Raw genomic sequence first — 19,229 nt, 5'->3', positions numbered from 1 at the left:
GCGGTCAATCTGGTTCAAGACGCCTGTTGTGCGACCTTCTAATCGCGATCCAAACCGCCCTTTGCGGCTTGGAAGGAGAGCATCATGCTGCATAATGACCCGATCGCCGCTCTGACTCCAGAGGTCATAGCCTGGCGGCACCACATCCATTGCAATCCCGAACTCGGATTCAAGGAATACGAAACGGCGCGTTTCATTGCCGAGAAACTGCGCGCCTTCGGCCTCGACGAGGTGCATGAGGGGATCGGCGGCACCGGGGTCGTCGGCGTCCTGCGCAGCGGCACGGGCACACGCGCCATCGGCCTTCGCGCCGAGCTGGACGCGCTTCCGGTCGCAGAAAGGACCGGCTTGCCCTATGCGTCCAGGAACGAGAGCGTGATGCACGCCTGCGGCCATGACGGCCACACCGCCATGCTGCTCGGCGCGGCCAGACTGCTCAGCCAATCCCGCGCCTTCGACGGCACCGTCTACTTGGTCTTCCAGCCAGCCGAAGAAAACGAAGGCGGCAGCCTGCGCATGATCGAAGACGGCCTGTTCGAGCGTTTCCCGATCGAGGCGATCTATGCCGTCCACAACTGGCCGGGCTTGGAGCAGGGGACGATCGCCGCTCGCGCTGGAGCACAGATGGCGGCCGTCGACAATTTCGAGCTGACCTTCGAGGGTTTTGGCGCGCATGCCGCCATGCCGCAGCTCGGCGACGACCCGATTCTGGCCGCGGGCGCCTTTGTCCAGGCGGTTCAGCGCATCGTCAGCCGCTCGGTCGATCCGCAAACCGCGCTGGTCGTCAGCCTCACCCAGATCCACGGCGGCAATGTCGGCAACATCGTGCCGGGCAAGGTCTGGCTGCAAGGCACCTGCCGGTTTTTCGAGCCCGGTCATTCCGATCATTGCGAGAAGCTGATCGGCGAGATCGCCCACGGCATTGCCGTAGCCCATGCGCTCAAGGCCACGCTCGACTACAAGAAGGGCTATCCGCCGCTCATCAACACGGCTGACGCCACGGCCCGCGCCATCGCGGCAGCCGCCGCCACCGTCGGCAGCGAGAACGTCTCGACCGAGTTCAGCCCGAGCCTCGGCTGCGAGGATTTCGCCTTCATGATCCGCGAGGCAGGCGGCTGCTACGCGTGGATCGGCGTCGGCGATGTCGGGCCCGGCGGGGGCCTGCACGGCGACCGCTACGTCTTCAATGACGAGATCGTGCCGACCGTGCTGCGCTACTACGTCAATCTGGTCGAGCAGACGCTTCCCGCCTCGTGAACCGTCAGAGCGAAAACTGACGGCTCAGCGGGAAAATCGATCTGAATGCGATTCGTGGACGATAAGCCGGGAAGGAGTCAGGCGCGATCCGACGCATCTCAGCCGGCTGTGGCCACGAGTTGCGTTACGCGGACGGGATTTTCCAGCACTGCCTGTGCGGTATCGGCCTGATTTTCATTGACCTGCGCCATCACAAAAATGACGCCTTGTTCAACGTTCGGCTCACCCGGCTGTTTGGCAACATCGGCAGATGCCTGGAGAAGCCCACCCGCAAGGCCGCCGCAGGCCCCACCGACGAGGGTTAGGCCAGCCACCGCTCCGACAGGATCAATGCCCGTGGCCTCAAAAGCACCCAGGCCGATTAACAGACCAGCGGCCGCGCCAAGCGCCGCTCCGCCCGGACCACGCAGGACAGCCCTGATTTCGTCGTCGTAAGGTCCGATGACGCTGATCTGTTCTTGAGAAACTCCTGCCGCCTGAAGCGCGGCAACGGCACGCGCTGCCTGGTCGCGGGAATCGAAAAGCCTGCTGATTGTTCGCATTTTGACACTGCCCATCGCATAGTCGCCTGCCGCTCGTTTCGAAGCGGCGGGCGTCTCATCCCCTCGCGTTCAGGTCACTGAATGATCTTGACGATCTTGCGTGTGCCCGGATCAACAAGAACGGTGCGATTGTCAACGACGACGTAGCGATACTCGACGTCGGGAACCTCGTGAAGCTCGACCGTCTCGGGTATCGTTGAACCGATATTGAGTTCCACCCCAGGGAGTTCCACGGATGCGAGCGGCTGCTTTTTCACATATTCCCTGATCACGGTCTCCTGTTCAGGCGCGATGATCACGTCCTGAGCGGCAACAGCGCCAACGCTGGCCAGCAGAAAAAGGCCCGCGGCTGCGGTGGAAAGATGCATTCTCATAACTGCCTCCTTTATGTCTGTGACTTGTAAGCCCATTTGCGCTGGACGGCATCAGCGCCTTGCTTACCCAAACTTGAGGCAGCCGCAAGACGTTCCTTAGCTGGGCTTCGGTCCGATTCGGCAGGCCTTTGCCTAGGACCTAAGTCTGACGCGTCGCGCCCAAAGGACGATGCCGCGGGTTTCGGGGCGCACCGACTGCACGCTTCAATTGCTATGAACCATGGGCGCTATGAAACCGTAGGCGCTTTGAACCGTAGCCGACAGCGGAACGGCAAGACGGCCCGCCGCGTCCAAGCGGCGGGCGTCTCCTCCCCAGGCTATTTCAGTCAATCGATGATTTTAACGATCCTGCGTGTGCCTGGATCGACAAGAACGGTCCGATTGTCGACGACGACGTAGCGATATTGGACGTCGGGAACTTCATGAAGCTCGACCGTCTCGGGCAGCGCCGAGCCGATATTGAGCTCCACGCCAAGCAGGTTCACCGAGGCGAGCGGCTGCTTTTTCACATACTCCCTGATGACGGTCTCCTGTTCGGGCTGGATGATCACGTCCTGGGCAGCCACGGCGCCGACACTTGCCAGCAGCAGAAATCCTGCGGCTGCAGTGGAAAGATGCATTCTCATAAGTTTTTCCTTCCTGATGAGCTGTCTTGCGCTGGGACGCATCTTCGTCGCGCCAAGCTCACCTTCAACAACGAGACAGCTGCAAACGTTCCGCGGCTGGGCATCGGTCCTACCAGAGACGCCGTGCCGATGGACCTAAGTCTGAATTGTCGTGCGCAAAGGGCGACGATGGCGTGTGGCCCGGAACCACGACTGCCAGCACTCGTTGCTCGCCGTGCGTCACGGGAGGAATCGTTGGAGAATAGTGTTCACCAAGCCCGCTGGCTACTTGCACCGGTCTTCGCTGTCTCCATTGCCTTCCTGGCAATTGGAATAGTCGTCAGCTGATGAACGACCGACTTAACGATGTGGCTGATGGACGAAGATATCTGCGCAGCTAAGTCCCTTCCTGCGCCGATAAGGGACCACCCGCCATTCCTCGATTTGGCGGGTGGTCCCTCGTTTGCGTCCAATGTTCAAACGAGCTTTAGTGGGAAAACGGAAATGGACGACAACAACAAAGATCGATCGTTTCTCGACCGCCTTTCGGTGGACCAGTATTACGAGGTGGAGCATTTCGCGCGAGAAAATGGCGTTTCGCCCAGCCAGGTCAGCAGGCTGATCAAAAAGAACGGCAACGATCGGGTGACCCTTACGCAAGCGGTGAGAGCATTGCGCGACCGGAAGTGAAAGACGCCGCACCTTCCGTCGCGCTGCCAGGGGCGACCGGTGCCGGCAGCACGTGGTTGAGGAGTCATATTTGCTGCCTCGCTCAACCATGGCAGTGGCGCTTGCGCAAAAAATCGCAAGGTCGCGGTTTTCGTCCAGCCCGCAAGCCCTAAGTTCCCTTGTTATTGATCGGTGCAGATCAAAGATGGCGTCATTTAGCGTCGTTCGACGACAGATTGGCTGGTTCTCTCGAATCGTGCCGCTGGCGCGACGCGCCGCCGACCGGGCCGGTGGAGATATGGCGCCATACAGACCGACAAGATTGCTCGATCGGTGGAATGCACTGTCGCTGGCCACTCAGTTTCTGCTCGCCGGCGGGCTGTTCTCGCTGTCGGCGATGATCGTGGTGGGAATGTCCGTGACAAGCCAGATTGAAGCCGCGGTCACCCGGAACTCGGCCGCCTCTACCGCTCTTTACGTCGACAGCGTCATCGCGCCGCTGCTTCCCGACATGCGCAGGAGCGAGATGCTGGACGAGAGCGTTGCGCACGCGCTGGATGAAACGCTGGGACAAGGCGCACTCGGCACAAGGCTCGAATCGTTCAAGCTCTGGCGCCGCGATGGCACCATCCTCTATTCAACCAATAAAAATTTGGTCGGGAAGCGCCTTCCACTCAGCGACAATCTCCGGGCCGCATTCGCCGGCGACATGGTTGCTGAATTGGACTGGGACTATGATAACCAGGCTGAGAGGGACAGTAGCCTGCATCTTCTTGAAATCTATAATCCGATGCTTCAGCCGTGGTCGGGCGAAGTCGTGGCTGTTTTGGAATTCGACGAGATCGCCACCGATTTTGAAAAGGATCTCCGGCAGGCACTCGTTCGGACCTGGTTCGATGTCGCAGCAGTCACCGCGGTTTTTTTCCTCGGGCTTTCGGTAATCGTTTTTCGTGGCAGCCGCACGATTCGTTCCCAGAGCCGCTCCTTGAAGCAGCGTATTGCCGAACTTTCCGATCTGGTCGCTCAAAACAGAATGTTGAGGCTGCGGGTGCAACGTGCTTCGCAGCGCGCCACGGCACTTAACGAACGTCACCTCAGGCGAATCGGCGCGGACCTGCACGACGGGCCGGCGCAACTGGTTGCCCTCGCTGCGCTGGGGATTGACAGCCCCGTGCTGACCGATCCGGCCACGCCGGCTGCGGCGCGCGCACGGGAATTGCAGGTGGTCAAAGCGAATCTGGACGATGCGATGCGAGAAATCAGGAATGTCAGCAAGGGTCTTATGCTGCCGCATGTCGAGAATGCCGAGTTGACGGAAATCCTCGAGCTTGCCGTGCGAGCGCACGAAGAGCGGACCGGCGTCAAAGTGATGCTGTCCATGACCGGGAGCCACACACCCTTGTCGCCAGCGGCCAAGATCTGCATCTTTCGCTTCATTCAGGAGGCGCTGAACAACGGCTTTCACCATGCCGGGGGTGCCGATCAATCGGTCGCGAAACATTTCGACGGGGAGCGCGTTTCTATCGAGGTTTCCGACACCGGCCCAGGTTTCGACCCGAAGATCATCCATCCTGAACGGCTGGGGCTCATCGGGCTGCGTGAGCGGGTAGAAAGCCTCGGCGGCCAATTTGATGTAACATCTTCACAGAACGGCACGGTGGTGAAAATGGTTCTCAACACAGTCGAAATAGGACAGGCGTGATGGCAGCGGCCATAAAGCTCGCCATTGTCGACGACCATCCGCTGTTCAGGGAAGGCGTTGTGCGCACCCTCGAGCAGATCGGCGGGTTCGAGATCGTTGCCCAAGGCAGCAGTAGAGATGACGCCTTGCGGATATCGGAAGACCAGCAGCTCGATATTCTGCTGATGGACATCTCAGTGCCTGGAGGGGGCCTCAGCGCAGTCGGGCCGGCCTTGGAGCGGCACCCGGATCTGAAAATCGTGATGCTGACCGTTTCGGAGGAAAACCAGCACGTCATGGCCGCCTTGCAGAGCGGGGCAAGAGGCTATGTCCTAAAAGGTGTCGGATCGAGAACCCTGGCCGCCATACTGCGCACGGTGGCGATGGGCGAACGGTATGTTTGTCCGCAATTGTCGGCGCGCGTGTTGGTCGACCTGTCCAGCCAACCAACCGCGATCGAGAAACCCGACGTTCTGGCCGAACTCACCAGTCGCGAAAGAGAGATCCTGACGCTCGTTGCCGCGGGATTGAGCAACAAGCGGATCGGTCTTCAGCTGAACCTGCACGAGAAAACCATAAAGCACCACATGACGCGGATTCTGGCCAAGCTCAATGTGAGCAACCGGACCGAAGCCGCGATGACATTGCGCGACGCGACCGAGCATCAGCATCCGCCTGTCCGCGATCCTGCATGAAGCAAGACAGCCTTGCGGCCTGTGGAACGCGCCATCACTCGATCATCCGGAGCAGTCTTGCCCGATCGGATTTCTTTGCCTGCCGCCGAATGATGGTGCGGCCCATGGCATCGCGCATCTCGTAATGGCCGCCGTCGATGCGCTCGCTCAGCCCGTTGGAATGCACCACACCCACGCTTGCCCCGCGCACCTCGATCCGGTCTCCAGTGGTCACGTTGATATACGTCTTGGGCTTGTTGCCAGGATTTAGCGCGGTAGCCGGATTTGTCGGGGGAGTGACGTTCAGTGCTTTTGTTTTGTTCGCATTGCCGTTCGGGTCCGTGGCCTGTGGGGCTGCGGCATTTCCAGGGTCTGTGGCATTTCCAGGGTCTGTGGCATTTCCAGGAGCGTTTCCAGAGTTGTCGGGGCTTTCAGTGTCTCCTGAGTTGCCGGAGCCAGAGTTGCCGGAGCCAGTGTTGCCGGAGCCGGAGTTGCCGGAGCCAGTGTTGCCGGAGCCGGAGTTGCCGGAGCCGGAGTTGCCGGAATCAGAGTTGCCGGAGTCTGAGTTCCCAGCGTTCCCAGAGTTCCCTTGTGCCCAGGCGGCCTGTGGGCTTAGCGTCAGGGACAGGCCGTCCTGTGCCACACGGTAGGGGCTGACGACGAGAACCAAGGCCGATGCGCTCAGGCAGATGGCGACGCGAAGCCCTCGAAGAGATTTGAGACTGCGCTGCGATTGAGGCCGGGCAGGCCGCGCACCGGCGAGAACTCTTGTCTCACAATGCTTCGGGCGCTGCGGCCGTATTGCGTTTGTGATCAATGAATTTGCCAATAGCACGCCAGAATATCCTTTTACCGTCACGCCCTATGTTGCATCTCTGCCTATTTCGAATTCGCCCAAGTCAATCCTTCGCCCAAGCCAATCTTCTGAACTGCACCGATTTATCAGGCTTTCGCCATCATCGGGCTGTGTCAAGACCCACCAGTCTCGAGGGGGAGAACCGGTGGGTCTCGCTGGCGCAGGAAGGGACTCATAACTGCGCGAGTGCATTGCCTTCATCGGTGGACCTCATCAGCCGATGAAAAGCCCAACGGCTCCAACCCCGAACGCCAGGCCAAATATCGGAAAAAGCAGCCAACGTGCCTGGTGAATGCTGGGGTCCATTGCAGCCTCCTGTCACGGTGTCGGGATCGCAACGACGCCAGCAGGAGCTCGGTTCCTACAAACTCCCCCATTTCAGGCTTTTGCCATAGCGGTCCCGGACCAAAGCACTGCCTGGGCCAGCCCATGGTCGGCAAGCCGCCAGACCGAAGTCCTAGCTCAGGCCTTTTGAGCAGGGAGGACGCCGTCCAGATGTAATCCAGGTGGGAAGCGGCTGAAGAAACCTCGACACGCAGAAAGCCTGTCAGTTTGAACAGGCGTAATAGCCGTGCCTTTGGTGGCAGAGACTGGTCCATGCAAACGAGGGGTCCGCCGTGGGGGCAGCGGACCCCTCGTTTAGCCCGAACTAGGGCGTCAGGCCAGAATAAGGACGATCTTGAATGTATCCGGGTCGACGATGACGATACGGCCATCGGCCAACACGAAATACTGGTACTCTTCGTAAGCTGGGACGATCTCGATGATTCGCCGTGGCAGAGGACGCAGTTCAACCCTCTGCCGCGGAACCTCGACACCCACTGAGATGTCAAAATCGACGTCGGCAACCGGTTCGACCTTTTCCTCCTTGAGGATCTGGGTGATTTCCGTTTTCTGTTCAACGGTCACATTGCTGATCGCGCCGGTCTCCGTCTCATCCTGTGACTGAGTAGTGCCGCCCTGGGTCTGCTGCTCGGTGGTGGTACCGGCCTCGCCCTGGGTCTGCTGCTCGGTCTGGGTCTTGGCCTTGTCCTGCGCCTGTTGCTCGGTCGTGGCGCCAGCCTCGCCCTGGGGCTGCTGCTCGGTCTGGGTCTTGGCCTTGTCCTGCGCCTGTTGCTCGGTTGTGGCGCCAGCCTCGCCTTGAGTCTGCTGCTCGGTGGTTACGCCGGCTTTACCCTGGGCTTGCTCGTCGGTCTGCATCTTCGCCTTGCCTTGAGCCTGCTCCTTGGTGGTGGCGCCGGCCTTACCCTGTTCGCCCATCGCACCTTCCGGGCAACCGGCCGAGCCGGCCGGGCAGTCGGTGCCGGACTGGCTTTGGGCCGGCTGCTGTTCCTGAGCGAATGCTGCGCCACAGCCAACGCCTATGGCCAGCATACTGGTGATCAGAACTTTTTTCACGAGACGTCTCCTTCGAAAAGTCTGTCCCTTCATGGGGAAAACCACCTCTGGAATGTTTTGTTCCAGGCGAATTGACCGGGCGCGGAAGCCGCGTCCAGGCGCGCGCCGGACTGAGCCAGCGAGCGCGCCGAATAGGCCGTGTCCTTGTTCCAGCAGAGGCGCGGGCTCTCCGTTCGGCCCACTCTTCCAACTGGCGGTTGGTAGACGCCGGGCAGCCGGCACGCGAATGATTTTTCTCGGTCCGCGCGCACCGGGCACATCTCAGCCCCCCAAGCCGTGCTTGACCGCTTGATCGCCCGTCGCACCTGCGGGTACGGCGGGCTTTTTTTGCCTGTGCCAGCCTGTGAGGCTGGAACACTGTCCTGCGAGGACAGTTTGGTGCCAGCAGCGTAGTATTGTCCCCTCATACAATGCTGCGAGATCGGTAGCTCCGGTCAGCCCGCGTCTTCTCCCCGAGGGCGCGGGCTTTCTGCTGTTGTCCAGGCCTTCCGGCGTGACGAATGCTGCCGACGGCCTTTGCGAGAGTTCGGTTTCATCGGGAGCGATGGCGTTCGCCCGTCCTCGGCTGCGGGTTGCAGCGCTACACAGCGACGTTCCGCATGCGGTCCCTGTCCTGCGAGGAGGTTTGCTTCAGTCCCGAATTGGCCGCTCCTTGACAGCAAAAAGTGCGCTTCACATATTTTCCGCAGCCGTCGCTCACGGCTCTCGTGGAAGCTCAAACACTCGTTCAGTTGAATGGAGGTTGTAATGAACGACAGGACTTTCGACCGGCCTGTTTTCGTCAGGAAAGGGGAGTTCATGGTGGAGGAAATCGAATGCTTGGCCGATGCTTTCGAGTGCCTGCAGGAATGGCCGAACAATCGCAGAGGGCCAATCTTTGACACGGCGTTCCGCGCCTGCCAGCGCGCCTATGATGGCCAGGTTCCCATTTCAGTTGCACGCGAGGCCTTCGCCGGCTTCGCGAGATCGGCCAAGATCCTCGAGGACGTCTCTGCAGCAATGCCCTGGATGACGGCACAGAAAACCGGTCGCGGTGGCGTTACTGCCTAACCGATGTAGCTGCCTGAGGCGCGTTGCGTTGGAATGGACTCGTGCGACGCATGCGGCGCGCTTGGGGTTTTTGTGGTTACGCATGCCGTTATTGCAAACCGCTGCGCACCCTCAGTTCCTGCCCGAGGGCGTGCTTTTGCGCGACATGCATTACATTAGCGAAAAGATGGCCGGCGCCGCAGGGAGCGGGGGAGGTGGGGTCGCCTAGGGTGGCGCCGAGCCAGGCGGCATTGGGTTTCGCCACGACGAAAGGCGTAGCAAAGTTCGCCAGATCGGTTATGGCGTGACGCGGAAGTTCGCCGGGCCTCCGAGGATTCCCCTTCCAACGTTGTTTGTTCGACGGGCTTTACCTGCGCGCTCGCCGATTCGGAGCGGCGTTCTCGGAAGGCGTCCAACCCAACCGCCTTCGGTCGGTTCGTGATGGATATCCCTGCCCAGCACACCACGGCAGAAATCGTCCCAGTAGCTACGGGTGTACACGAGGTGCAGGTGCCAGGCTTCATCGACTTCCTGCGAAGGGGTCAGCATCTCGTCAGAGACGCACATCAGGTAGACGAATTTTTTGTATTCTTCGACGAGACGCTGCGCAAACTCCGGCGGCCAGCCGTTTTCTCGGGCAAGCCTGGCCGAGAAGGGCAGATCGATGTCGGGTTGATCGAAATTGTAGCCTTCAATGCGGTGCCAGAGATTGAGGTCGCTTGGTCCGCTCATCTGCCCTCTCATCGACGGTGGAACGACAAGAACTATAGCACATTCTGTGGAATACACCGGTGGGGTACGTGTTTGCGTCTCTCTAGCTCCGCATCATCGTCGGCGAACTCCGTTGCAATTATGCCCACTCCGCCGGGAGAGGGCAGCCATTCCGCGCAAGCTCGGCGATCCAATCGACCGACCCGGCTTGCTGAGTTCCACTGCGCACCTTCTTTGAACACAGTGAACGGCAATGCCGGCGCTGACCGCGCAAACGCGGACGTGCCTCGCCTGTGTGACGCATTCAGAAACCACGTTTCTAAGGTCATGCAAATTGCGCAGTCTAATCCAGCATCGCCCGGCGAGCTAGCTTTAGCGCTAGCCACCAAATTGCCAATGTCTCAGTCGGCCGGGAAGCCCCAGGCCGCTTGGGAAACCTGTTCGGGTGGAGCAACCCAGGAGAACCTACCGGCCATGATCTCACTGAATATCAACGGGCGAGAGCACGAGATTGACGTTGACCCCGAAACTCCGATCCTTTGGGTCCTGCGTGACACGCTCGGAATGAGCGGCACCAAATTCGGCTGCGGCGCAGCGCTCTGTGGCGCCTGTACGGTGCATCTGGATGGCGAGGCAATCCGCTCGTGCAGCACACCGGTTTCCGCCGTTGAAAGCGGCAGGATCACCACGATTGAAAAGACAACCGACGGCACCGACCGTGTCGGCTCGGCTGTCCACGCTGCATGGGTCAGGCACGACGTGGCACAATGCGGCTACTGTCAGAGCGGCCAGATCATGAGCGCGACGGCTTTGCTCGCGTCGCTGTCGCCCGGCGCGCAGCCGACCGCCGAAGAGATCGACTCCGCCATGGCCGGAAACATCTGCCGCTGTGGAACCTATGCCCGTATCCGCGCCGCTATAGCCGACGCCGCCAGCACCCTCGTCTGAAGGAGACGCATATGTTCCCCAACATGGATCACAAAGAGCTGCCGCGTGCGCTGCAACACATCCTGGAACGGGGCCGTTCAACGACGGTCCAGGCGATGCCACGCCGCAGCTTTCTCAAGCTGACGGGGACCCTCGGCCTGGCTGTCGGCATTTTCCCTGATTTGGCAGTCGCGCAGTCGTCCGATGAGGCGGCAGCCAGTCTGAAGCCGACCGAGCAGCCCTCTGCATTTGTCCACATCGCGCCCAATGGAGAGGTTACGGTCACAATCAACCGGCTGGAGTTCGGTCAAGGCGTCCAAACGGCATTGCCCATGATCCTTGCCGAAGAACTCGATGCGGACTGGAACCTGGTGCGCAGCCAACTCGGCACCAATGACATGGCCTATGTCGATCCGCTCTTCGGCATGCACCTTACCGGCGGTTCGAACACAATCAAGAACAGCTTTACGCAGTATCGCGAGCTGGGTGCTCGTGTTCGCGCCATGCTGCTGGCGGCCGCGGCGACCCGCTGGAACGTGGAGGCGTCCACTCTGCGAACCGAGGCCGGCGCGGTTCTGGCCTCCGATGGCCGCAAGCTCGGTTATGGAGAACTTGCCGAAGCGGCCATGGCCTTGCCAGTGCCGCAGAAGATTGCGCTGAAGGATCCCAAGGATTTCCGCATCATCGGCCAGCCCACCCGGCGTTTGGACGCTCAAGCCAAGAGCAGCGGCCAACAGAGTTTTGGCATCGACTTCAAGCTGCCGGGACAATTGACGGCCGTGGTGGCTCGTCCTCCGGTCTTCGGAGCCAGGATAGCCACCCTGGATGACAGCGCAGCCCGCGCCGTCAAGGGCGTGAGGGCCGTCCTGCGCGTGCCGCTGGATCGCGGTGCCGAGGGCGTGGCCGTCGTGGCCGACGGATATTGGCAGGCGTCTCAGGGCCGCGATGCCCTTAAGGTGGAGTGGGACACATCTGCCGTCGAAAAGGTCGATAGCGAACGGCAACTCGCGCACTATCGCGAGATGGCCAGTCGGCCCGGCCCGCGCCAGTTCGATTCAGACATGGTGCCATTGGAAACGGCGCCGCTGAAGCTGGAAGCTGAGTTCGTGTTCCCGTATCTCGCCCACGCGGCGATGGAACCGCTGAACTGCACGGTACGGCTTGCCGATGATCGTGCCGAGATCTGGATGGGAAGCCAAAGTGCCGGACCCGATGCCGCCGCTGCCGCGGCCGCGCTCGGCCTCAAGCCGGAACAGGTCGTGCTTAACGTGCAGATGTCGGGCGGCGGCTTCGGTCGGCGCTTTTCCAGCACCTCCGACACCGTGGTCGAGGCCTGCGAAATAGCCAGGGCCGCCAGGTCGGCGGGGCTGAATGCACCGATCCGTACGCTTTGGAGCCGCGAGGACGATATGAGGGGCGGCTACTACCGTCCACTGCACCTGCACCGCGCCCGCATCGGCTTTGACAATCAAGGCAAGGTGCTGGCCTGGGATCACAGCATCGTCGGCCAGTCGATACTTACCGGAACCGTGTTCGAGCAGTTCATGGTGAAGAACGGCATCGACGCCGCCACGACGGAGGGCATGCGGGCTCCCTATCCGCTTCCAATGCGGCTGACGGTGCATCATCCCAAGGACAACGTGCCGGTTCTGTGGTGGCGCAGCGTCGGCTCCACCCATACGGCTTATGTGATGGAGACCCTGCTCGACGATATAGCGCGTGCAACCGACCAAGACCCTGTAGCCTACCGCATGCAGCTCTTCGGCGATCAGCACATCCGCCATCGTGACGCATTGCAGCTGGCCGTCGACAAGAGCGGGTACGGCAAGACGCAATTGTCCGAGGGGCGGGCCTGGGGTGTGGCGGTGCACGAGTCCTTCAGCTCAGTGGTCGCTTACGTAGTGGAAGCCTCTGTTGCCGATGGACAGCCTAAACTGCATCGGGTCACGGCCGGGGTTCACTGCAATCTGGCCGTCAACCCTCTGACCGTGGAGGCGCAGGTACAGGGCGCGGCGATCATGGGCTTGTCGATGTGCTTGGCAGGCTCTGCAATAACGCTCAAGGACGGCGTCGTCGAGCAGGGCAACTTCAGTGACTATACGGTGGCGCGCATCACGGACGTGCCGGAATTCGACATCCACATCGTCCCTAGCGCCGAACCGCCCACGGGCATGGGCGAGCCCGGCTTACCACCATTGGCGCCGGCATTTGCCAACGCAATAGCACGGCTCACGGGAAAACCGCTGCGTCAATTGCCGCTCAATCTGAAGTAGCCGTTTTTACGCCAGACCGCTTCTGCTCGCTGCGTGCTGTTCCGGCAGCGAGCAAGGCAGATAACGCCTTGTCGGCGCTCGGCTGCCATCGGGGCGTTCGGAATCCGCGCAGTACCAGGCAGTCCTGATGCTGACTCGTGCCGTCGGGGCGCGCGGAGCATAAATATGACGAGACAGGTATGCTGATGATCTGCCATAATCCTCATGGATACAGAAATGAGGTTTATAGGTGAGAAAAGGCGACTTCAGCGAATGGGCTGTGTTTATCGCGGTTGCCGAGGAGGGGAGTTTTACACGCGCGGCCGCGAAGCTCGGCCTCTCCCAATCCGCGCTCAGCTATGCGGTGCGCATGCTCGAACAACGGATCAGTGTGCGGTTGATCTCGCGAACGACGCGCAGCCTGTCGCTGACCGAGGCAGGCGAAAGGCTGCTTATCAGCCTGCGGCCGGCATTCGACCATATCGACAGTGAAATTGCTGCGCTCACCGCGCTTCGCGACAAGCCTGCAGGCACGATTCGCATCACCACGTTCCGGCATGCCGCCCAAACTGTCCTGTGGCCCGTATTGTCGAAACTGCTGCAGAATTATCCCGACATCATGGTTGAGGTCCATGTCGATGAAGGTCTCACCGACATTGTCGCAGAGCGCTTCGACGCCGGTATCCGCATGGGTGAACAGGTGCAAAAGGACATGGTTGCGGTCCGGATCAGCCCAGACGTCAGGATGGCAGTCGTGGGATCCCCGGCCTACTTTGCCAATCATCCCGCCCCGCAGACACCCCGCGACTTGAGCGAACACCGATGCGCAAGCTATCGCCAGAACACCGGGGGCGGCCTTTATGCCTGGGAGTTCGAACAGGACGGTGTCGAACTTGAGGTCCGGGTCAATGGACCGGTTATTTTCAACGACAGCGAGATGCTCTTGCATGCCGCAGTCGATGGCTTGTGTTTGGTGTACACGTTCGAAAACCAGATATCCCAGCATATTGCGGACGGCCGCCTGGTCCGGGTGCTGGAAGACTGGTGCCCGCCATATTCGGGCTACCACCTCTATTATCCAAGCCGGCGGCAGCATACTGCCGCCTTCACGCTTCTGGTCGACGCCCTCCGATACAGGGGGTAAGGGGTGGCCGATCATTTATCAATGTGATTTCTAACTTCATGCCGATTATGCCGTCTAATCGGCCGGCGCGCCATCACCTAACTTCCTGATCATCGAAAACAGGAGTTGGATATGAGCAAAGTCTGGTTCATCACAGGGGCTGGCAGCGGCATCGGCGCCGAAACCGCCAGGGCGGCACTGGGAGCAGGCGATCGGGTGGTCGCCACCGGCCGCAATCCCGACAAGATAAGGAACGCCCTGCGTGGTGTCGCCAGCGACAGACTTGCGGTCGTCCAGTTGGACGTGGCCGATGCAATTCAGGCCAAGGCGGCCGTCGACAAGGCGATGGAGGCGTTCGGCCGCATCGACGTTCTGGTCAACAATGCCGGTTACAGCCTGCTCGGCAATTTCGAAGAGTTGACCACCGCTGAATTCGATGGGCTGATTTCGACCAATCTGCACGGCGTGGTTCACGTCATGCGTGCGGTCATTCCGGTCATGCGCAAGCGGCGCTCAGGACACATTATCAACGTCAGTTCGCTCGCCGGAATCATCGGATTCAAGCATTGCGGAGCCTGTAGCGCCGCCAAGTTCGCCGTCGAAGGCCTTTCGCAGTCGGTGGCTCAGGAAGTCGCTCAATTCGGCATCATTGTCACAGCCGTCGCGCCGGGCTTTTTCCGCACCGACCTCCTCGACGATCAGAACGCCAGGCAGCAGCACCATCGACGACTATGCTGCAGAAGGCAGCGCCAAAGCCATGTGGTCCGGCTACAACGGCAAGCAGCAGGGTGACCCCGCCAAACTTGGCGACGCCCTTGTGAAAATCGCCGGCATGGACAATCCGCCCAAGCAGTTTCTGGCCGGTAGCGACGCCGTTACGGCGACAAGGGCAAGCGCAACACGAACAACATCACCTGGACCAATCTGACAGAGCAGGGCGAGGACACCCAAGGCAGCCATACGAGAAGTTGGGGCTGGGATCATCCGACTGTGCTGCAGAGCAACCGTGTGGTCAGTTTTACCAGCAGCAGCAGCGCGCTCGTTTCGATGCTCCTGCAATCGTACCCGAAGTACTAGTCAGGGTGGCTCGCCGACCAGCCATTGCAATGGCCGATTTCGTGGCGAAGGACTGCCTTCGGCGTAGCTAGCCCAAAGGTCTTGTCGATCACAATCACGGTGCAGGATGTCTTGTTGGTGATCGCTGAGCACCCGCGCTGGGTAAAGGATGACTTCGTCGCAACCATGTATTCGGCAAACAGCTTTGCGCAAGCCGTGACGACCTTCTTCTGAGGCAGATAACGCACGGTCAACTGGCCGGTATAGGCGTGATCGAAGCGGGCGGGCGGGTTCCACTCGGCATCGTTCTTCCCGGCCATGGCCAATGAGGGGCTGAGGAAAAGAACCACAAGGAGGAAAAATCGCCGAGACATATCACATCCGATGATGTTGGACATCGGATGTGGGATCTTGAATCAGCAGATGCAAGGGGGTACATCATCATTTGCGGTGTTTTTCGCAGGAGAAATGATGATGTCCGACGATGTTTCCCCCACCGCGTTCTATGAGGAAAAAGCAAAAAACATTCTGAAGGGCGAGCTGAAACGCCGGGGCATAACCTATGCGCTGCTCGCCGAGAAATTGAATGAACGAGGGGCGCACGAGAGCGAGCGCAATCTGGCCAACAAGATAAGCCGGGGCAGCTTCACCGCCGCGTTTTTCATGATGTGCATGGAAGTGATCGGCGTCCGGCAAATCAGCCTAGAAGTTTAGGACAGGCCCAACGGGCCATGCTCTTCATCGGCGTCGCACTGCTTGTCTGGGTGGCTGGTTGAGGGTTGGTTGTGTCGTTCCCCGACAGCCGCCTTTCCTTACCACGCCGTTGAGGTGGCCGGATCTGGTCAAAATTTCACATTAGAAACTTGGAACATAAGTGAGGCAGAGAACATTGGTGACGCCATGGACAAGAACGATGGCGACAATCTTCCTGAGGGGTTTCCTGGCAACCTGCCCGAGGATCCAGTGATCCTAGCCGATATCACGAAAAGAATTTCGAGAGAGATCGACGGTAAAATTGGGCCGGACGGTTTGGCGGTCACGGAGGCCAGGCGGGATCGCAATCTGGTTGAGGAATGGGAAGAAGCTGACCCCGCCATCGACAGCCAGCCGCCCGTGGTTCCGTTGTTTCTGGTTCTGTATGCGCTCTTTATGTTGGGCTTGGCAGGGTACGCCCTCGCTAGTTGGTATCTTCCATAGCGCGCTTTGAGTTTCCGTTGCGCCAGCCTCTGGCAATAAGCCGAGCGATGTCACGCGCTTGGGAACAAGCGCTAGATAGCGAAGTTACCAACGTAAGGAGTTTCTCCTATGGCTGACGAACAGGACAGAACGCCGAACAACCCTGAAGTCGTCGTTCGACGCTTGGTCACAGAAACCGGCATTACTGAAGAACAGGCCCGAGAGCTTATCTTTTTCCTCGGGCTCCATTGGGCATCGCTGCTCCGGGAAGCAAAGGCCCTCGCTGCCAAGCGGTAGGCGGGCTTTTCCACCAACTTCCGAATAGACTCTTCTGCCCGATCTCATACAATAAACCGTCGCCTGCTTTCGAACGGCACAGGGGCGATTGAAAGTGTCGATCGCTTTCGCCCTAACGCAAAAGGGAGTTGGCCCGATGCCTTTCACAGGAATAGCTGACCCGGAACAGCTCAGCATTCTTCGCCAAGCTTTGCACGAGTATTGCCTCACTCGTGGGATTTCGGACGAGCAAGGCCGTGACGACGCCGCGTGGCTAGTCATGTTGCTATTTAGAAATGGCGCGAACAGCCTGGAGGCACTCAGGGCAGGGCTGGGGTCCGAAGAGCGTCGCCGAGCTTAGGCGTCACGGATTTTCGCTGTCGCGGCGCTCTAGCCTTGCGACGGTCTCAATGATTGCCTTCGCAAGTGCTTCGCCCTCGTGGATAGGGCGTATTACAAGTTTTAGGCGCAGTGCTTTCTTCGCTCGGCAGCCACCATCTTGCTCAGCAACTTGGAACATAAGTGAGGCAGAAACATTGTTGGCGCCATGGACAAGAACGATGGCGACAATCTTCCTGAGTGGTTTCCGGGCAACCTGCCCGAGGATCCAGTGATCCTAGCCGATATCACGAACAGAATTTCGAGAGAGATTGAGGGTAAAATCGGGCCGGACGGTTTCGCGGTCACGGAGGCGTGGCGGGATCGCAATCTGGTTGAGGAATGGGAAGAAGCTGACGCCGTCCTAGACAGCCAGCCGCCCGTGCTTCCGTTCCTGGTTCTGTATGTGCTCTCAATGTTGGGCTTGGCCTGGTACGCCCTCGCTGGCAGGTATTTTCTATAGCGCCTGAGTTTCCGTTACGCACGGCGAAGGTGTGCACGTCGCAGCCCGAGCTTTGAGTAGCGAGAGCGAGAGTCAATGGGCGGCCCAGCAGCCAGTTGGAGTTTGGGTGGGTGGCCGCTGGGCCTAACCGGCGGGTGGCGTCTGCGGGACGGTCGCCGGCTACTTCGACCATAGGCGGCTAAATGCATCATTGGTAATTTAGTAAAATGGTCACGTTCCGTTCCCCTGGCTGTCAAATCGGATGAGCCTAGAGTCAATTTGGTGCCTAAAAGAGTGAGTGCCGGCGCTGGCACAAGGGGCCGCCAGGACGCGCGAGGTGCTTCGGCGGTGTAGGACAGCGGCCAGCGGGAACGCACGCTGGCGAGGCTCTGTACGGCACGGAAAAACCACGGCGCCCGTGGGCCTGTCCCACAGTGGGTCATTTGCTGCTGGCGCCGCAATTGCATGGTCAGCATCGGGGCGAGTGGGGGGCCCCGCCGCTTCGCAAATGGAGCGGCGGGGCTTTTTGCATTTCAGCCATCACCGCAAGTTCGAGCGGCCCGACAGCCACTATTGGGGGTGATCAACAGCCGGCCGCCGGGCCTAACCAGCAAACGGGGTAGGTTCGCCGGCTGGGAAGACTGTAGGCCGCTCAAGCATCGCTGCTAACTTAGCAAGACGGCTGTGTTCGGTTCCTCTAGCCCTCAAATCGGATGAGCCTAGACTCGGTTCCATGAGTGGGTGTCGGGCGGGCTTGTTCAACGCTTTAGTCAGAACGCGCATTTCTTGTATTTAAAGGCACCAACCATCGCATCAAAGCGCTCAAAGTGGGTTGCGTCGATGATGCGGAATGACCATGAAAAGTTCCGGGATACAACAGCGTCCGCACAGGTTAATAGGGCGGAGAAGCGGTCGTTCTCCTCGTTGACTTGCGAGATCGTGCAGGCGCCCCCAACCGGGCCCTTTCCCTTGTTGCCGGTAATGATGAAACCGTGCTCGGACGCATAGGTACGGTCCTTGAAGCGGACTTTCCCCTGGATCTTCTCGAACACCCTCGTGCAGTCGGTGCGTTCCCCGACCCATACGCCTTGCAAAACCTCAAGAGCATCGGCCCATGCTACGGATGCGCTAGCGGCGAAAAGTGCCGATCCCAGGAGCAGTGCTGCCTTCGAACGATTGGACTGCCATCTCAGTGCTGCTATGACGAGGTGCATCAGGAATCTCCAAAGCCGTTTCAGTTGATGCCCCTCCAACCGCAAAAGCGGAAGTCACTAGAAAGCTTTTACCGGCAGAATGTTGAACGACTAGGCCACTAGCTTTGGTTCGATGCAAGCTTCCTCCGAATTGCGCTAATGGCATTGACGATCGCCTCCGCTGCCTGGCGGTCAAGCGCAACATCCAGGCGGCCTTCTGTCGTCTGGATTGAGAGGATTCCGAGATTGCCGATCTTGTCCGTGACCGTTCCGACATGAATCTCTGTCGGCACATAAGGCGGCTTTTCCATAGGACCCATCGCTTACCTCCTGGTAGCGGTGTGCTGCTGGAGATCTCTCCTTTGACAACTCCCAAGGGCAGCATCGCGCCGATCTGGCGCAAAGGCAAGCCAGAGCAATCCGCATAAAGGGTTATCGCATAAAAGTGTAGTTTCAAGTGCAAGGGCGCGCTGACGATTTCCGCGTTATTTCTTCCTCAACCTCACCCCGGCGCCGCCGCCGTTCTCGGGGATGAACTCGACCCCGGCGGATTCGAGGCTGCCTGAAGGTCAAGCAGAGTGCGGTCATACGGCGCCCGCTGCCTCACGGT

The 19,229-nt window shown here is 59.9% G+C and carries 22 protein-coding genes; 13 read left to right on the top strand and 9 right to left on the bottom strand.

The window, feature by feature from the left end:
• The first annotated feature begins 84 nt into the window (after nucleotides 1-84).
• Complete coding sequence (locus tag AC0L2Z_RS18035) at nucleotides 85-1,257, top strand: amidohydrolase (RefSeq protein ID WP_473628916.1); 1,173 nt, start codon at nucleotides 85-87, stop codon at nucleotides 1,255-1,257.
• Nucleotides 1,258-1,355: 98 nt separating this feature from the next.
• Here AC0L2Z_RS18035 and AC0L2Z_RS18030 read toward each other — a convergent pair whose 3' ends face one another.
• The 3 genes from AC0L2Z_RS18030 to AC0L2Z_RS18020 all read right to left on the bottom strand — a co-directional run bounded on the left by AC0L2Z_RS18030 (nucleotide 1,356) and on the right by AC0L2Z_RS18020 (nucleotide 2,799).
• Nucleotides 1,356-1,814 carry a hypothetical protein gene (locus AC0L2Z_RS18030; RefSeq protein WP_419693586.1) on the bottom strand — a complete coding sequence of 153 codons (459 nt, stop codon included), beginning with the start codon at nucleotides 1,812-1,814 and terminating at the stop codon, nucleotides 1,356-1,358.
• Nucleotides 1,815-1,873: 59 nt separating this feature from the next.
• Nucleotides 1,874-2,173: a DUF1236 domain-containing protein gene (locus AC0L2Z_RS18025; RefSeq protein ID WP_031256955.1), complete on the bottom strand. Its 300-nt coding sequence runs from the start codon at nucleotides 2,171-2,173 to the stop codon at nucleotides 1,874-1,876.
• A gap of 326 nt (nucleotides 2,174-2,499) precedes the next feature.
• Nucleotides 2,500-2,799: a DUF1236 domain-containing protein gene (locus tag AC0L2Z_RS18020; protein ID WP_027156174.1), complete on the bottom strand. Its 300-nt coding sequence runs from the start codon at nucleotides 2,797-2,799 to the stop codon at nucleotides 2,500-2,502.
• Nucleotides 2,800-3,153: 354 nt separating this feature from the next.
• Here AC0L2Z_RS18020 and AC0L2Z_RS18015 point away from each other — a divergent pair, with 354 nt between their 5' ends.
• The 3 genes from AC0L2Z_RS18015 to AC0L2Z_RS18005 all read left to right on the top strand — a co-directional run bounded on the left by AC0L2Z_RS18015 (nucleotide 3,154) and on the right by AC0L2Z_RS18005 (nucleotide 5,823).
• Nucleotides 3,154-3,468, top strand: a complete 315-nt coding sequence (locus AC0L2Z_RS18015) for a DUF3606 domain-containing protein (protein ID WP_473628915.1) — start codon at nucleotides 3,154-3,156, stop codon at nucleotides 3,466-3,468.
• 277 nt (nucleotides 3,469-3,745) lie between these two features.
• Nucleotides 3,746-5,149: a sensor histidine kinase gene (locus tag AC0L2Z_RS18010; RefSeq protein ID WP_473628941.1), complete on the top strand. Its 1,404-nt coding sequence runs from the start codon at nucleotides 3,746-3,748 to the stop codon at nucleotides 5,147-5,149.
• Complete coding sequence (locus tag AC0L2Z_RS18005; RefSeq protein WP_473534029.1) at nucleotides 5,149-5,823, top strand: LuxR C-terminal-related transcriptional regulator; 675 nt, start codon at nucleotides 5,149-5,151, stop codon at nucleotides 5,821-5,823. Before AC0L2Z_RS18010 ends, AC0L2Z_RS18005 begins: the two co-directional genes overlap by 1 nt.
• 34 nt (nucleotides 5,824-5,857) lie before the next feature.
• On the opposite strand, the gene AC0L2Z_RS18000 is transcribed toward AC0L2Z_RS18005, so the two are convergent.
• Nucleotides 5,858-6,472 (bottom strand): hypothetical protein, encoded by a 615-nt coding sequence (locus AC0L2Z_RS18000; RefSeq protein ID WP_473628914.1) that lies wholly within the window; start codon nucleotides 6,470-6,472, stop codon nucleotides 5,858-5,860.
• An 843-nt stretch (nucleotides 6,473-7,315) separates the two neighbouring features.
• Nucleotides 7,316-8,056 (bottom strand): DUF1236 domain-containing protein, encoded by a 741-nt coding sequence (locus AC0L2Z_RS17995; protein WP_473628913.1) that lies wholly within the window; start codon nucleotides 8,054-8,056, stop codon nucleotides 7,316-7,318.
• A 747-nt stretch (nucleotides 8,057-8,803) separates the two neighbouring features.
• Here AC0L2Z_RS17995 and AC0L2Z_RS17990 point away from each other — a divergent pair.
• Complete coding sequence (locus AC0L2Z_RS17990) at nucleotides 8,804-9,106, top strand: DUF982 domain-containing protein (RefSeq protein ID WP_473628912.1); 303 nt, start codon at nucleotides 8,804-8,806, stop codon at nucleotides 9,104-9,106.
• A 276-nt stretch (nucleotides 9,107-9,382) separates the two neighbouring features.
• Here the strand turns inward: AC0L2Z_RS17990 and AC0L2Z_RS17985 are convergent, their stop codons facing one another.
• Entirely contained in the window at nucleotides 9,383-9,817 is a 435-nt protein-coding gene (locus AC0L2Z_RS17985) for a glycine-rich domain-containing protein (protein ID WP_473534026.1), read from the bottom strand.
• 453 nt (nucleotides 9,818-10,270) lie between these two features.
• On the opposite strand from AC0L2Z_RS17985, the gene AC0L2Z_RS17980 reads away from it, so the two are divergent.
• The 4 genes from AC0L2Z_RS17980 to AC0L2Z_RS17965 all read left to right on the top strand — a co-directional run bounded on the left by AC0L2Z_RS17980 (nucleotide 10,271) and on the right by AC0L2Z_RS17965 (nucleotide 14,890).
• A complete protein-coding gene (locus AC0L2Z_RS17980) occupies nucleotides 10,271-10,744 on the top strand; it encodes a (2Fe-2S)-binding protein (RefSeq protein WP_473534025.1) in 474 nt (157 codons plus the stop codon).
• 11 nt (nucleotides 10,745-10,755) lie between these two features.
• Nucleotides 10,756-12,996, top strand: coding sequence for a xanthine dehydrogenase family protein molybdopterin-binding subunit (locus AC0L2Z_RS17975; protein WP_473628911.1), 2,241 nt, complete (start codon nucleotides 10,756-10,758; stop codon nucleotides 12,994-12,996).
• Nucleotides 12,997-13,225: 229 nt separating this feature from the next.
• Entirely contained in the window at nucleotides 13,226-14,119 is an 894-nt protein-coding gene (locus AC0L2Z_RS17970; protein WP_473628910.1) for a LysR family transcriptional regulator, read from the top strand.
• Between the two features lie 111 nt (nucleotides 14,120-14,230).
• A complete protein-coding gene (locus AC0L2Z_RS17965; RefSeq protein ID WP_473628909.1) occupies nucleotides 14,231-14,890 on the top strand; it encodes an SDR family oxidoreductase in 660 nt (219 codons plus the stop codon).
• A 281-nt stretch (nucleotides 14,891-15,171) separates the two neighbouring features.
• On the opposite strand, the gene AC0L2Z_RS17960 is transcribed toward AC0L2Z_RS17965, so the two are convergent.
• Nucleotides 15,172-15,552 (bottom strand): hypothetical protein, encoded by a 381-nt coding sequence (locus tag AC0L2Z_RS17960; protein WP_473628908.1) that lies wholly within the window; start codon nucleotides 15,550-15,552, stop codon nucleotides 15,172-15,174.
• A gap of 13 nt (nucleotides 15,553-15,565) precedes the next feature.
• Between AC0L2Z_RS17960 and AC0L2Z_RS17955 the strand changes: the two genes are divergently transcribed.
• From AC0L2Z_RS17955 to AC0L2Z_RS17940, 4 genes are all read left to right on the top strand, one after another.
• Complete coding sequence (locus AC0L2Z_RS17955; protein WP_287285440.1) at nucleotides 15,566-15,868, top strand: DUF6471 domain-containing protein; 303 nt, start codon at nucleotides 15,566-15,568, stop codon at nucleotides 15,866-15,868.
• 186 nt (nucleotides 15,869-16,054) lie between these two features.
• The gene (locus tag AC0L2Z_RS17950; protein ID WP_473497669.1) at nucleotides 16,055-16,351 is read left to right on the top strand and encodes a hypothetical protein; all 297 of its coding nucleotides are present in this window, start codon (nucleotides 16,055-16,057) and stop codon (nucleotides 16,349-16,351) included.
• 108 nt (nucleotides 16,352-16,459) lie between these two features.
• Nucleotides 16,460-16,627, top strand: coding sequence for a hypothetical protein (locus AC0L2Z_RS17945; RefSeq protein WP_473534020.1), 168 nt, complete (start codon nucleotides 16,460-16,462; stop codon nucleotides 16,625-16,627).
• Nucleotides 16,628-17,153: 526 nt separating this feature from the next.
• Nucleotides 17,154-17,447: a hypothetical protein gene (locus AC0L2Z_RS17940; protein WP_473628907.1), complete on the top strand. Its 294-nt coding sequence runs from the start codon at nucleotides 17,154-17,156 to the stop codon at nucleotides 17,445-17,447.
• A gap of 749 nt (nucleotides 17,448-18,196) precedes the next feature.
• Here AC0L2Z_RS17940 and AC0L2Z_RS17935 read toward each other — a convergent pair.
• The gene (locus AC0L2Z_RS17935; protein ID WP_128246819.1) at nucleotides 18,197-18,640 is read right to left on the bottom strand and encodes a hypothetical protein; all 444 of its coding nucleotides are present in this window, start codon (nucleotides 18,638-18,640) and stop codon (nucleotides 18,197-18,199) included.
• A 98-nt stretch (nucleotides 18,641-18,738) separates the two neighbouring features.
• Nucleotides 18,739-18,930, bottom strand: a complete 192-nt coding sequence (locus AC0L2Z_RS17930) for a hypothetical protein (protein ID WP_287063668.1) — start codon at nucleotides 18,928-18,930, stop codon at nucleotides 18,739-18,741.
• Nucleotides 18,931-19,229 lie beyond the last annotated feature (299 nt).

This window comes from Mesorhizobium sp. WSM4850, assembly GCF_055811735.1.
Note: the sequence above shows the minus strand (reverse complement) of the source record. Positions and strands in the feature narration are given on the sequence as shown.